The following is a 14,344-nucleotide window of genomic DNA, read 5'->3' on the forward strand; positions in this document are numbered from 1 at the left end:
TAATCCAGTTTCGGATTCAGGTCAAGCAGAATCTCTGAAAATTTCAATCGGCTTCCCAAATGAAATGAGCGCACCACCGGGCGCGCCACAATAAAAACGGCATAGCCGCTATTAACGACTATGCCAATTTTTTAGCTGTTAAAAATCCTTAAGTCTGATTTCATTCCGAACGTTTTCTCATAAACCCGGTCAATATTCTGTTTATTGACGGATCGTTTATCGTTTTTTACGATACAGACCGCACAAAAGTCCAACGCTTGAAACGCCAAGCAGCATCACCCAAAGAAGGACGTTTGTTCTGTCTCCGGTTTGTACGCTTTTATTTGCATCTGCATTTTCTTTGTCCGCCCCATTCTGATCAGGCGTATTTCCCTTGTCCGGCATATCCCCCTTATCCGGTATATCGTCTTTATCCGGCGTATTCGGATCTTCCGGTTTTTCTTCTGCTTTTACATGGATTTTGATCGTCTTTCTAACAGAAGCATTCTGACTGTCTGCCACCTGATAAACTACTTCGTACGTTCCCGCTTTTCCCGTATCGACTGTATTTTTTACTACATTAATTTCAGATGTAAGATCGCCGTCTTCTTTATCTTTTGCAGTCACATCTTTCAATGGATCAAACTTTTCTCCAAACTTGATCGTTTTATCGCTTGCGCTGATTGTCGGCACATGATTGATGACAGACAGCGCGGGAACAACTTGTACGTCAATCTTTGTTTCTACAGTCTCGTAATTCACTATATCTTCCGGAGTATAAATTGCCTTAAACGGATGTGTTCCGAGTTCTTCGGCTATCTGCGTTTCATCTTCCCATCGAAACTGTTCCGGCAGTTCAAGTTCACTTAACGGATGTCCCTGCACGATGATAAGACCTGTCACTTCATCCGGTGTCGGGATTGCCTTCTTAATAACAAACTCTTGAACAGCTTCTAATCCCGTATAATTTTCTGTTCCTGCTACAGCCGCCTTGACATACCATGTTCCTGCATTTTCCGGCGCTTCGTTTTTGTATGTTCCGTCTTGTTTATCGCTGTATGTAAATACAACGTCTCCGAATTTCGCTTCTGCACTTGGAACATTTTTTGTCTCATCATAACTTCCGTATGTCCAGCCTTCAATCGAAAGTTCCTCTGTCCATACATTTTCCGCCTTTGAAATCACAAACTTTAACGCCGCTTCGGCAGATTTATAATTGTTATCTTCCGCAAGAGTCACAACCACACGATAATTTCCAACTTCGCTCGGCGCGCTATCGATATTTTCCCACTTAGGCGCGTCAACCGTACCTTTATTTTCCTGCCATGTGATCGTTTTCTTTCCTTTGCTTCCCGATGTCGTATACTCAGGAGCGCTCACCGCACCTCCGTCATATGGTTTGTCAAGAGTTTTTGTTATGATCGTAACGGTACTTGTTCCTTTTTCTACGATTACCGAAATCTTGCGTTCTACTCTGTGATTGTCTTTATCGTATCCTTCTACAGCCGAGAAATCATGTGTATTTTCTAAACCCGATGTATCGAAATATGCCGGATATTCACCCGTTCCCACTGTCAAAGCGGCATCTCCATCTGCCCATGTCCAACCGGTTGAAGACAAATCCGCATCAGACAATTTCAGTCCTTCTTTATATGTGACTTTCAATTCCTTCGGTACAGTAACGCTTCCTTCTTTCATTGTCTTAACTTGAAGATCGGCTTCCTCAGACATCAGATAAAAACCGTTTCCCGTAAAACGAACAGCCAGATCATACGTTGTATCCGGCGTCAGATTGGATACTGCGCTCTTATTTTCTTCCCAGTTTCCGTCTCCCCATTTGTATTCGATTTTACCATACTCATCTTTATGATTCGTAACATTTACCTCAACGGAAGTAGATGTGACCTTTTTCAACTCCACTGCCGGAGTTTCCGCCTTTGGAAAAGGAGCCGCTGACGGAAGAGTCACATTTACATTTCTTGTCGGTGTACCTGAAATTGTAAACCCGCCTTTTGTTTCATTTAAAACGACCGTCAAACCACTATCTTTCAAACCTTGAATACTGTTGATATATCCTTCAGGTAGGTAAAAGCCATCTGCCACTTCTACTGTAATATCCTGTATTGCCTTGCCCAGTCCAACTTTTTGGCTGCCGTTTTCATCCACAATAATTAAACTTTTACCTTCGTCAGCCGCAATATTTACATCATGCCCTTGCTCCCATTCTGCCATTTCTGCATAACTAAGCATTCCACCCCCCCTCGGGGATGCTTTCTAACCACACTTTACCGTCTACCAAAGGACACGAGTTAGGTATCATATCGTCTACCGAAACAACAGTGTCCTCGCTTATTCTTTTTGCAGCTGTATAAAGATATCCGCTATCATACCCCACCATTAAATATACAGGCCTGTTTTTCGGGACATTTTTTACCGTAATCTCCGTTTTATCATAAGATACTTGTGCCGAACCCAAATCCTCTTTTGCACGAAATCTGGGTATGAGACAGCCGTCATGCCCAAGATAAGGGTCCTCATCTTTAAACGGTTGTGGCGTATTGCATGCAAAGAGAAGATCTGATATATCGTATTCACAAGCTGGGCGTATGCGTCCCGCGCCGTTAAGACTAGCCACATCCGACTCTTTCACCCTTTCAGCTACACCCCAATAAAGCCCCCAATTATTATGTCTTTGATGCGGCGCACGAAGCCACATACTATAGCCATCAGGGAAGAAACTAATACCGCTATTTAAATCCTCCGGACTATTTGCTCCTATTGTAATAGACTTCTCTCCAAACATGCCATAAGGAAGATATAATATATCGGTTGTAGAATACACAGTATTGTTTTTCATATCCTCTGTATAAATCGTTGTCGGTCTCAGGTGTTTTCTTTCTTCTTCTGTAAAATTAGTCTTTTCTATTTTTTTCAAAACTTTTCTTATCCGAGACCCTCCATAATGGTTTACAGCAACCTCTGTTGGCGTTTCTCCCTGATAAGTACACCCCCACTCCTCATCATATGGTTTTGTCTCATTTTCAGAAGGTTCATCAAATATTTGCTTATACGCCATGTCAGCGTTGTCTTCAACACTTAGCATAATCCCCTCAGCCCATAATATCAAATTATCACCGCGACTTCCTAAAATCCTCCAGCTCTGCGACGACTTACTGTGAGCACGTCCACAGCGAAAAGGCAGATAGTCGCTTTCGTCGTTAGGATTCTCAGGTTTATACGACTTTATATCTTCCGGTGTCATCCACATTATCCTGTCCATCATTTCTTGCCCATCTGCTCTTTCTACCGCTTTCTCTTCCGCAAATACCGGTGTACCGAATTGCGGAAATGTAGAAACCGTCATCGCCGCAGCAAGCAATAAACAACTCACCGCTTTTTCTATTTTTTTCCGTTTCATTTTTCCTGTTTCCCCTTTCCCTTTTATCGCTTTATTGTATATATTAAAAATCATAGAAACCACTAAAAAGCTCATAATGCCTTTTATCGTTTTATTCATTAAAAAAAGACAGCTTTTACCCTCATCTGTCTGTCTGTCTGTCTGTCTGTCTGTCTGTCTGTCTGTCTGTCTGTCTGTCTGTCTGTCTGTCTGTCTGTCTGTCACAAGCGTAATTCTTTCCCTCACAACTGTCAACTCCTTTTCCTTATTTCCTTTCGTTACAATACAACAGTCAGTTTCTTTAAGGTTGAAAACCGACTGTTACAGTTTCGTAACTTTCACTATCAAGAACAGTTCAACCGCTTTTCAAAAAAGATAAACGCATATATAAATATATTATATTTCTTAAAAAAGCATTGTCAATATACAGTTTTCCGATTCTGTTAAAGTATCTGAAAATCGGATAGGACACCGGCTTTCTTCCTGTTGAGAAACAAAAAGCATTATGGCATAATATATTTCAAATCATAATATCTTCATCGTTAAAGAACGAATGACGATCACAATACAGCAGAAAGGACTTTTATTATGCACATCCGAAAAGCAGCACAACAAGATTTACATTCTATTATGAAGTTATATGAAAACGCCCGCATATTCATGCGCGAACACGGAAACCCCGATCAATGGGGAACAGCGTATCCTCCTCAAAATATGATTGAAGCAGATATCTGCTCCGGAGATTTATACGTCTGTACCGAAGACGATGCGATCGAGGCGGTTTTCTTCTATAAAGAAGGCATAGATCCAACCTATCTGAAAATTTATGACGGACAATGGAAAAACGATGCTCCCTACGGCGTTGTCCACCGGATCACTTCATCCGGCAAAGTAAAGGGCGCAGCCTCTTTTTGTCTTGACTGGGCATTCTCACAATGTGGAAATTTAAAGATCGACACCCATGAAAACAATGTTGTCATGCAGAATCTGCTGAAGAAAAACGGATTCACTTACTGCGGACGCATCTATGTAGATGATGGCGGAGAACGGCTTGCATTCCAAAAATAAAAAAGAGCCGCAAAAGATTTGATACTATCATTTTCAGCATCTGTCTTTTGCGGCTTTTTCTATTTTGTTCTTTTTAACTTATGTCTTATCCACTTATTGCCCGGCAAAATCTACGCTTCGCCAAACCGTACTTTTATATACGCTTTGATCTCTTCTACGCATTTCTCAAATCCGAGTTTTCCACTGTTCAGACACAGATCGTAATTTCTTGCATCGACCCATTCATGACCTGTATGGTATCTGTAAAAATCACCTCTGTACTGATCTGTTTTCTCAATATATTTCTGCATCTCTTTTTCCGTCATGCTGTGACGTTCCATTGAACGATCCAGACAGAACTTTCTGTCTGCATGCACGAATACGCTGACTACATTCGGATAATCTTTTAAAACATAATCTGCGCATCTTCCGACAATAACGCACGACTCTTTTGCCGCAAGCTCTTTGATCACCTTTGCCTGATAATTGAACAGGTTATCGTCCGAAGTAAACTCTCTGTCTTCCGGCGGGATCAATCCGCCCTCATACGGACGGCTCAAAAGCTTAAACCATCCTGCCCTGCGCACCTTTTCGTCCGACATACCAAACAGTTTTTCATTGATTCCGCTGTCCTCGGAAGCCATACGAAGGATCTCTCTGCTGTAGCAGTTGATGCCAAGTTCTTTTGCAAGCATCGCCCCGATCGTTTTCCCTCCGCTTCCGTACTGTCTTGAAATTGTGATGACGATATTTCTCATTAAAACACGCCTCCTTTACTCTCCGAGATAAGCCTTTTTAATCGAATCATCTTCCAGAAGTTCTTTTGCATCTCCCGAAAGGACGATCTTTCCTGTCTCCAACACATATGCTCTGTCGGCGATCGAAAGAGCTTTCTTCGCATTCTGTTCTACAAGAAGGACTGTCGTTCCGCTTTCGCTCACCGCACGGATAATATCAAAGATTTCATTTACCATGATCGGAGAAAGTCCCATCGACGGTTCATCCATTAAAATAATCCTCGGTTTGGACATAAGCGCGCGCCCCATAGCGAGCATCTGCTGTTCGCCGCCGCTTAATGTTCCCGCCATCTGGTTTTTACGTTCCTGCAAACGCGGAAAACGCTTATAGACACTTTTTAATGTTTCTTCAATCTCCGCCTTATCTTTTCGTGTATAAGCGCCCATTCTCAAATTCTCATAAACGCTTAATTCTGCGAACACTCTTCTTCCTTCCGGTACATGCGCCATCCCCATAGAGACGATCTTATGAGCCGGAGTTTTTGTAATATCTTTTCCTTCAAACAGCACCTGTCCGCTCTTCGGGGAGATCAGACCTGTAACTGTATGCAGCGTCGTCGTCTTTCCCGCGCCGTTTGCTCCGATCAAAGCGATGACCTCTCCTTGATTTACTTCAAAAGAAATGCCTTTGATCGCCTGGATCATACCATAATATACTTGTAAATCTTTTACTTCGAGCATTGCCATAACGATTCCCCCTATTCTCCAAGATATGCGGTAACAACCTGCGGATCGTTCAAAACATCCGACGTTTTACCTTCACAGAGCACCTCTCCGAAGTTGAGCACCGTCAACTTCTCGCAAATGCCGCTTACCAGTTTCATATCATGTTCGATCAAAAGGATCGTCATATGGAATTTTTCTCTCACAAAACGGATCATGTCCATCAATTCCCCCGTCTCGTTCGGGTTCATGCCCGCAGCGGGCTCGTCGAGCAGCAAAAGCTTCGGTTCTGTCGCCATCGCTCTGGCGATCTCAAGCCTTCTTTGCTGTCCGTACGGAAGATTAGAGGCGGCAACATGCGCCACATCTTCCAGATTGAACACTTTCAAAAGTTCCATTGCCTGCTCATCCATCTCTTTTTCCACTTTTCTGTAACCGGGAAGTCTTAAGACTCCCGAAAGAGTAGAATAATGATGTTTATTGTGAAGTCCTACTTTCACGTTATCAAGAACACTTAACTGCTTAAACAGCCGGATATTCTGAAATGTACGGGCGATTCCCGCCTTATTGATCTCAATCGTGTTTTTCCCTGTAATATCCGTTCCGTCCAGCAGCACTTTTCCGCTGTCCGGCTTATATACTCCTGTAAGAAGGTTGAATACAGTCGTCTTTCCCGCGCCGTTCGGACCGATCAGTCCGTACAGAGCTTCTTTTTCAATCGAAATGTCAAACCCGTTTACCGCACGGAGACCGCCAAATGAAATCCCGAGATTTTTAACTTCCAGTAACGCCATTATTTTACAGCCTCCTTTTTCTTCTTTCCGAAAGAAAGATATTTTTCTCTCCACTCGATCGCTTTCGGCGCCCAGTTAAAGAGCATCATGACAATGAGAACGATCGCATAGATCAGCATACGGTAATCTGACAATCCACGGAGCATCTCCGGAAGAAGTGTCAGGATCACTGCCGCTATGATCGAACCTCTGATATTTCCGATACCGCCCAAAACGACAAAGACAAGGATCATGATCGACATATTATAACCGAAGTTGTTTGTATTCGCCGTCAGCGTAGACAGATTGTGAGCGTAAAGCACGCCTGCCGCTCCTGCCATCGCCGCAGATATCGTAAACGCCATCAGTTTATATTTTGTAATATTAATACCGACTGATTCCGCCGCGATACGGTTGTCACGGATCGCCATGATCGCGCGTCCGTCTCTTGAATGGATCAGATTAAGCACGATAAACAACGTAATCAGAATCAGTATAAATCCGATAAAAAACGTCGCATCTTTCGGCGTTCCCGTAATCCCCTGCGGACCGTTAATGATAACCTTTCCGTCCGGTTCCATATTCAGCGCCATCACATCTTTTGTCGAAAAATGAAAACCGTTGGAATCTTTACCTATATACAATACGTTTACGAGGTTTTTAATGATCTCTCCGAATGCCAATGTCACGATCGCCAGATAGTCGCCTTTCAGACGCAGAACCGGAATTCCGATCAGAATGCCGAAGATCGCAGCAGCCGCAATTCCGATCAAAAGAGCCAGAAAGAAGCGCAGTGAAGCCGATTCGATCGTATCTCTCATGCATTTTGAAAAGAATGCACTTGCAAACGCGCCGACACACATAAAGCCCGCATGTCCGAGGCTCAATTCTCCAAGTACGCCGACTACGAGGTTCAGCGACACAGCCATAATAATATAAATACAAAGCGGAACCATCAATCCTTCAAGAAGGCTGGAAATACTTCCGGCGTTGATCAGTGACTGCATGATCACAAATGCCGCGATAACAAGAGCATATGTGATGATATTATTTTTTGTAGTTTTTTTCATATTTTTTAATTTATCCATCGCTCTGATCACCTACACTTTCTCTTGAATTTTCTTACCTAACAAACCTGTAGGTTTCACAAGAAGCACAATGATAAGTACCGCGAATACGATCGCATCCGCCATCTGTGACGAAATGTATGCTTTTCCGAAAATCTCGATCACACCGAGCAGAATTCCTCCGATAAACGCTCCCGGTATCGAACCTATTCCTCCAAATACAGCCGCTACGAACGCCTTAATACCCGGCATCGCTCCTGTATACGGCGTCAGGCTCGGATATGCCGAACACAAAAGCACACCTGCAACAGCCGCCAGCGCCGACCCGATTGCAAACGTAAGAGCGATCGTTCCGTTTACATTGATTCCCATAAGCTGAGCCGCGCCTTTATCTTCCGATACAGCGCGCATTGCCTGACCCGGCTTTGATTTCTGCACGAACAGCATCAGTACGATCATGATCACTACACATGCCGCGATCGTCACGATCGTCTCCCCTGAAATGTTCAGCTTGCCGCCTGCCAAAGACAAACCTTTCCACTTAATAACCGACGGAAACGTCTGTGCGTTCGCCCCGAATACGAGAAGCGCCGTATTCTGGAGAAGGTAGCTTACGCCGATCGCCGTGATCAATACGGCAAGTGAAGACGATGCGTTACGCAGCGGTTTGTACGCGATACGTTCGATCAAGATTCCGAGTACCGTACACACGATTACAGCGGCAACGATCGCAAGGATCGGCGACATCCCCGCCTTCATCATCGTGATCAGCGCCATATACGCACCGATCATAATAACGTCGCCATGGGCGAAGTTCAGCATCTTCGCAATCCCATAAACCATCGTATACCCAAGCGCTATGATCGCATAGACACTTCCAAGACTGATTCCATTAATCAAATACGATATAAAACTCATGTCTCATTCCCTTTCATTTCTCTTATTGTTCCGATAAACGATCTCTTCTCTGTTTATCATGATTAATAAGGATTATACCACAAAAAATATAGGATTATCAATAAGAAAAAACGAGTACGCTCGGTTTTTTTCACGTACCCGTTTTTAACTGCTTTATTTTGTATCTATCCGGCTTTTTCTTCCGAAATAAAAACTCCCCTGCATGACGTGTCATTCATTTTACATATATGCCGGCATTTTATGACTCGACGTCTCTCCCGGCATCCCATTTGCGGTAAATAGCTTCGAGAGCATCCACCGCTCCGTCGATCCCTAAAAGACTCGTATTAAACATCATGCTGTTCGACTCGATTCCACCCCATTCGCGGCCGGTCCTTGCCTCATAATAAAGCTTCCTTTCGCGGTCTGTCTTTTTGATCTTATCTGCCGCCTGCTTTTCGTTTAGTTCATAAAGCTTCATGATTCTGCGGATACGATCGTCCTTATATGCATAAATAAACGTATTGATGCAGTTTGAATAATCTCCGAGGATATAATCCGCACATCTTCCGACAAAAATTCCCGGACCTTTCTCCGCAAGTTTCCTTATGATCGCCGACTGCCTGTTAAAGACGAGATCACTTAGAGGTTCTCCCGACTCGTCTCCGCTCATAAATGCAGTATAGTTTCCTGTACTGACTATATATGCCGTGAGAAATCTTCCGAGAATCGTCTCGTCTACCTGCGTCGCATCTTCACTGCTGATCCGAAGCTCCTGCGCCGCCATGCGGATCAGATTATGATCGTAAAGCGGAATGTCAAGCCGTTCTGCCAATCGATTTCCTACTTCATGCCCGCCGCTTCCGAATTGCCTTCCGATCGTGATAATCGTGTGTTTCATCATATGTGCCACTCCTCTCTGCGGATCGCTGTATTGATATACTCAAGTATAACATTGTTTCCCGGGTATGAATAGAAATTTATTGATTTTTTCTATTTTTCCTTACTGCTTATGATCGTATAATAGCTTTTTGACGTTACGACATAAACAAGTACATAGAAGAGTGCAAACACGAGATAACATCCGATCGTCACGATCACAAATACTTTCGCTTCCACGCCTGACATAAGCATCAGTATTTTCTGAATCATCGGAAATGCAAACGCAAGATGAATTCCCGCCATGATCAGAGGCATGAAAAATACAGTAAGCACCTGAGAGTTGATCGTCTGCTTCACTTCTTTCTTTGTCATTCCCACTTTCATAAGAATATTAAAGCGATCCTGATCTTCATATCCTTCGGAAATCTGCTTGTAGTACATAATCAGCACAGTACCGAACAGGAATACCGCTCCGAGAAGCACTCCGAGGAAAAACAATCCGCCGTTGAGCGCAATGAAATCTCCTTTACCGTACGCTTTACTGTCCGCATAATAATTTGCCAGCGAATCTCCCATCCGATTGCCCTGTTCATCTGCCGCTTCGGATATATGCTCAAAAGATTCCAAAATATCCTTGTAAATCTCTATCTGTTTTTCTTCATCACATTTCAGATCAAAGTCATAACATTCTTTCAGGGAAAGCAGGTACAATGTTCCGTCCTGCAAAGGTTTTGCATTGATCGTTTCGTACGCAGTCGCTATTTTTTCGATCACAGACAAATCTTTTACAACAACCTGATATGACCCCTGCATATTCGCCATGGCGTTGCCTACCCCTATCGGAGGTTCTTTCATTGTCTCTACTTTCCATGTTCCGACGCCGTCGATCGTAAAGGAATCATACTCATAATCTGTTTTATATGAGTAGAGCATCATCTCATCTTCAGCCAAAGTCTTGTCTGTGCCTTTCAGTTTGTTGTAATCATCCATTGTTGTAAAATACATCGTCTTCACAGATCCTGACATCCCTGCATTAATCGAGGAAATCTCCCCTTTCATCTTTTCAAAATCAATACTTAAAACATCGTCTGACTGTACTCCGGAAAGAGAGTAAAGATTATAATTTTCCAAGTTCTCAGCCTTTACTTTATGAGATTCAAGCACCTTTTCCACAGCCTCTTTATACGTCATGGTCATCTCCGGCGTCAAACGCTGCACTACGCTGTCTTTTAATTCTGTATCTGTTCCGTCCTCATTTTGCGGAAGGGATGTTTTCCCGCTCCACTCGATCGTGATGTCATGTGGATAACGGTTTCTGATCGACGATTCCGTATCTGCATAAATACACATCGTAGACGAGATCGTCACAAGCACCATCGTAGATAAAATACAGATCGACGCCAGACCCGCTCCGTTTCTCTTCATTCGGTAAACCATCTGTGACAAAGATACAAAGTGTCTCGTCTTATAATAATACTTTTTGCTCTTTTGCAGCAGCTTGCAAAGAGCGACCGAACCTGCAATAAACAGAAGGTATGTGGCAATGATCACCATAACAACCGCGAGAAAGAATACAAGCATCGCAGTTGTCGGATCGATGATCTTCACAGCCAGATAATATGCTCCGGCAAGGATCACCGCTCCCGCAAATGCAAAGAGCCAGTTTGCCTTCGGCGGTTTTTCGCCGACATTCTCACTTCTGAGCATCTCAATCGGACGAAGTTTATATACCGACACAAGCATGCGGATCATAATAAGCAGAAAGATCGCAAGAAACAGACCGACTGTCATAAGGATCGGCTTCATTTCTATATGAACTCCGAATCCGGTCGCCCCGTCAAGAAGCTTAATTGCCAGAAGTTCCGCAAGTTTTGAGAACAGAATTCCGAACACGATTCCGATAACCAGAGAAATCACGGCAGTCAGTATATTTTCCCACAAAAGAATTCTTACCAGATTACGTTTGCCCATCCCGAGAATATTATATAATCCAAGTTCTTTCTTCCTTTTCCTTATAAGAAACGAGTTCGTATAATACAGAAAGATCAATGCGAATACCGCAACTACAAACACTCCCATAGAGAGCAGTCCCTGAAGCATTTCCCCGCCCCGGATAGACGCCAGTTCTTTACTTATCGACAGAAAAGAAACGATATAGTACATCATGATCATACAGATACATGTCAAAATATACGGAAAATACAATTTTCTGTTTTTTGAAATGCCTTCCCCTGCCAGCCTGATATAAAATCCTTTTTTCATCGTCTGTCACCACCTGTCGCAAGCATCGTCAGCGTATCCGAAATCTTCTGATAAAGTTGTTCGTCCGTCATCTGACCTCTGTATACCTGATGGAACACTTCTCCGTCACGGATAAACAAAACGCGTCCGGCTTTGCTCGCCGCTTTCACTGAATGAGTTACCATAAGGATCGTCTGACCTCCTGCGTTGATCCGCGCAAACAATCCGAGCAGTTCGTCTGTTGAACGAGAATCAAGCGCTCCTGTCGGCTCATCTGCCAGGATCAGCCGCGGTTCTGTGATCAGCGCCCTTGCAACAGCGGCTCTTTGTTTCTGACCTCCGGAAATTTCATACGGATATTTTTCAAGAAGCGCCGAAATACCAAGTTCCTTTGCAATCGGCTGCAGCTTTGAATCCATATGCTTATAATTTTCACCTTTCAACACAAGAGGGAGCAAGATATTGTCCTTCACATTAAACGTATCCAACAAGTTAAATTCCTGAAAAACAAATCCAAGATTGTCGCACCGAAACTGTGCGATATCTTTGTCTTTTATAGAAGACAACGGTTTGCCGTCAAGAAGGACTGTTCCTTCCGTCGGTTTATCCAAAGCCGCCATAATATTAAGAAGCGTCGTCTTACCTGAGCCGCTCTCTCCCATGATCGCCACATATTCTCCTTCTTCCACAGAAAAGTTTACACAGGATAATGCCTGCACCTGATTGCCGCCGAAACGCGGTCTGTATATTTTCTTCAAATTTTTGACATCTAAAACTGCCATTTCATACATCCTCCTCTTTTTTACTTGATAGTGAAAGTATAACAAAAGAGCCGGAATGCCAACATCGAATTTGGTGACATTCCGGCCCGCCTATGTGACAAATTTGTAAGGCATTTCCATGCAGCCTTTATTCAACTTCTAACGGATAGGACGACAGATCGATCGTAAAGCTGCTTCCCTTTCCTACAGTTGACTGCGCCGTCAGCTTATGTCCCAGCTTATCCGCCGCCGTCCGGCAAAGGTAAAGTCCTATTCCTGTAGATTTTTTATCCAGCCTTCCGTTATATCCGGTATAACCTTTTTCAAAAATACGGGGAAGATCTTCAGGTGAAATACCGATTCCCGTATCGCTGATACTAAGCTGCTTTTTCTCTCTGTCTACCGTGATCGTCACATTTCCGCTTACCGTATATTTTACTGCGTTCGACAAAAGCTGCTCAATAATAAACACAAGCCATTTTTCATCTGTGAGAACGCAGATATCCGTTCCTTCGTATATGACCCTAAGTTTCCTTCTGATCAACTGTCCCGCATACTTTCGGATCGCTTTTCGGATCATATCATCCAGAGGATATTCTTTGATCACAAGATCGGACGCACCTTCTCCTAAACGCACGTAACAAAGCGCCATTTCCACATACTGTTCTACCCGGAACAATTCTCCTGTAAGCTCTCTGTTGATCGGAGTATCTTCCTGTTGAAGCAAAACCCGCATCACTGCGATCGGAGCTTTGATCTGATGTACCCATGTCGCATAATAATCATTCATATCTTTTCTGGCTGCCTGCCATTCTTCCCTCTGCTTTCTGTACTCTTCTTCGGATCTAAGCAATATCTTCTGATATTCTCTTTCCGTCATACAGTCCGGTTTTGGCAGACTTTCCGATACGATACCGCCGGTCTCACTGATCTGAAAAAGACGTTTGTACTTTTTCTCCCGTCTCAGATACCCTAAAACGAAAAACAGAATCCCAAACACCGCGCTTAAAAGCACGGGATATACCGCCGCTTTAAGCTCCACTTCGTACAACGCAAAACAGAGTACGAAAGCGCCCCCGCTCAAAATAAACCAAATCCACATATAACGGCAGTCATACAGATAGCCTAAAAATCGTTTCATTCGCTCACCTGCCGTTCCTGTCTGATAATATAACCTTCTCCGACTTTTGTGGAAATAAAATCCGTAAGTCCCGCTTTGTCCAGTTTTCTGCGCAGTCTGGCGATATTGACCGTCAACGTATTTTCTTCAATATAATTATCCGTCTCCCACAGCCGGGTCATCAAAGTATCTCTGCTTACGAGACGGCCTTTATTTTCCATCAGTGTCTGAAGAATACGAAATTCATTTTTCGTAAGATCGATCTTCTCCCCATTATAAGTAAGCGACGCGTCATTCAAGTTCAGTATTGCTCCCTGATGCTCAAGAACCGGTACTTTTCCGGACAGGTCGTATGTTCTGCGAAGTACCGCCTGGACCTTCGCCGTCAGCACACTGAGATCGAACGGCTTCGGAACAAAATCATCTCCTCCCATATTCACAGCCATGATAATGTTCATATTATCAGCCGCCGAAGAAATAAAAATTACCGGTACGTTCGATATTTTCCTAATCTCGCTGCACCAGTGGTACCCGTTGTAAAATGGCAGAGTAATGTCCATAAGAACAAGATGCGGGTCAAATTCCGCAAAAGTTTCAAGTACGTTTTTAAAATCCTGAACGTACTGCGCGTCGTTTCCCCACATCTTCATCTCTTTTTGGATTGCCTGCGCCATTGTCAAATCGTCTTCAATAATCAGTATTTTATACATGCCGCCGCTC

At 43.6% G+C, this 14,344-nt stretch carries 13 protein-coding genes; 1 reads left to right on the forward strand and 12 read right to left on the reverse strand.

Going from position 1 to position 14,344, the window contains the following annotated elements; translation table 11 throughout:
- Window positions 1-216: 216 nt before the first annotated feature.
- Both ACH9UM_RS10645 and ACH9UM_RS10650 read right to left on the reverse strand, forming a co-directional pair.
- Window positions 217-2,229 carry an immunoglobulin-like domain-containing protein gene (locus ACH9UM_RS10645; protein ID WP_227077126.1) on the reverse strand — a complete coding sequence of 671 codons (2,013 nt, stop codon included), beginning with the start codon at window positions 2,227-2,229 and terminating at the stop codon, window positions 217-219.
- Entirely contained in the window at window positions 2,222-3,496 is a 1,275-nt protein-coding gene (locus ACH9UM_RS10650; RefSeq protein WP_227077127.1) for a hypothetical protein, read from the reverse strand. Before ACH9UM_RS10650 ends, ACH9UM_RS10645 begins: the two co-directional genes overlap by 8 nt.
- A gap of 468 nt (window positions 3,497-3,964) precedes the next feature.
- On the opposite strand from ACH9UM_RS10650, the gene ACH9UM_RS10655 reads away from it, so the two are divergent.
- A complete protein-coding gene (locus tag ACH9UM_RS10655; protein WP_227077128.1) occupies window positions 3,965-4,444 on the forward strand; it encodes a GNAT family N-acetyltransferase in 480 nt (159 codons plus the stop codon).
- 110 nt (window positions 4,445-4,554) lie between these two features.
- On the opposite strand, the gene ACH9UM_RS10660 is transcribed toward ACH9UM_RS10655, so the two are convergent.
- The 10 genes from ACH9UM_RS10660 to ACH9UM_RS10705 all read right to left on the reverse strand — a co-directional run bounded on the left by ACH9UM_RS10660 (window position 4,555) and on the right by ACH9UM_RS10705 (window position 14,334).
- Window positions 4,555-5,181, reverse strand: a complete 627-nt coding sequence (locus tag ACH9UM_RS10660) for an AAA family ATPase (RefSeq protein ID WP_155236733.1) — start codon at window positions 5,179-5,181, stop codon at window positions 4,555-4,557.
- Window positions 5,182-5,196: 15 nt separating this feature from the next.
- Complete coding sequence (locus ACH9UM_RS10665; RefSeq protein ID WP_004848031.1) at window positions 5,197-5,907, reverse strand: ABC transporter ATP-binding protein; 711 nt, start codon at window positions 5,905-5,907, stop codon at window positions 5,197-5,199.
- Between the two features lie 11 nt (window positions 5,908-5,918).
- The gene (locus tag ACH9UM_RS10670) at window positions 5,919-6,677 is read right to left on the reverse strand and encodes an ABC transporter ATP-binding protein (RefSeq protein ID WP_004848029.1); all 759 of its coding nucleotides are present in this window, start codon (window positions 6,675-6,677) and stop codon (window positions 5,919-5,921) included.
- Complete coding sequence (locus tag ACH9UM_RS10675; protein ID WP_004848027.1) at window positions 6,677-7,744, reverse strand: branched-chain amino acid ABC transporter permease; 1,068 nt, start codon at window positions 7,742-7,744, stop codon at window positions 6,677-6,679. The genes ACH9UM_RS10670 and ACH9UM_RS10675 overlap by 1 nt, the downstream gene beginning before the upstream one ends.
- 12 nt (window positions 7,745-7,756) lie before the next feature.
- Entirely contained in the window at window positions 7,757-8,641 is an 885-nt protein-coding gene (locus ACH9UM_RS10680) for a branched-chain amino acid ABC transporter permease (RefSeq protein ID WP_004848026.1), read from the reverse strand.
- A gap of 238 nt (window positions 8,642-8,879) precedes the next feature.
- On the reverse strand, window positions 8,880-9,524 hold the full coding sequence (locus ACH9UM_RS10685) for an AAA family ATPase (RefSeq protein WP_004848025.1): 645 nt from the start codon (window positions 9,522-9,524) through the stop codon (window positions 8,880-8,882).
- 89 nt (window positions 9,525-9,613) lie between these two features.
- On the reverse strand, window positions 9,614-11,764 hold the full coding sequence (locus ACH9UM_RS10690; RefSeq protein WP_009243267.1) for an ABC transporter permease: 2,151 nt from the start codon (window positions 11,762-11,764) through the stop codon (window positions 9,614-9,616).
- Window positions 11,761-12,525 carry an ABC transporter ATP-binding protein gene (locus ACH9UM_RS10695; RefSeq protein ID WP_400091302.1) on the reverse strand — a complete coding sequence of 255 codons (765 nt, stop codon included), beginning with the start codon at window positions 12,523-12,525 and terminating at the stop codon, window positions 11,761-11,763. The genes ACH9UM_RS10690 and ACH9UM_RS10695 overlap by 4 nt, the downstream gene beginning before the upstream one ends.
- A 127-nt stretch (window positions 12,526-12,652) precedes the next feature.
- Entirely contained in the window at window positions 12,653-13,645 is a 993-nt protein-coding gene (locus ACH9UM_RS10700) for a HAMP domain-containing sensor histidine kinase (protein ID WP_004848019.1), read from the reverse strand.
- Window positions 13,642-14,334 (reverse strand): response regulator transcription factor, encoded by a 693-nt coding sequence (locus tag ACH9UM_RS10705; protein ID WP_004848017.1) that lies wholly within the window; start codon window positions 14,332-14,334, stop codon window positions 13,642-13,644. The genes ACH9UM_RS10700 and ACH9UM_RS10705 overlap by 4 nt, the downstream gene beginning before the upstream one ends.
- Window positions 14,335-14,344 lie beyond the last annotated feature (10 nt).

Origin of the sequence: Mediterraneibacter torques (assembly GCF_044591705.1) — a bacterium.
Taxonomy (GTDB): Bacteria; Bacillota; Clostridia; order Lachnospirales; family Lachnospiraceae; genus Mediterraneibacter; species Mediterraneibacter torques.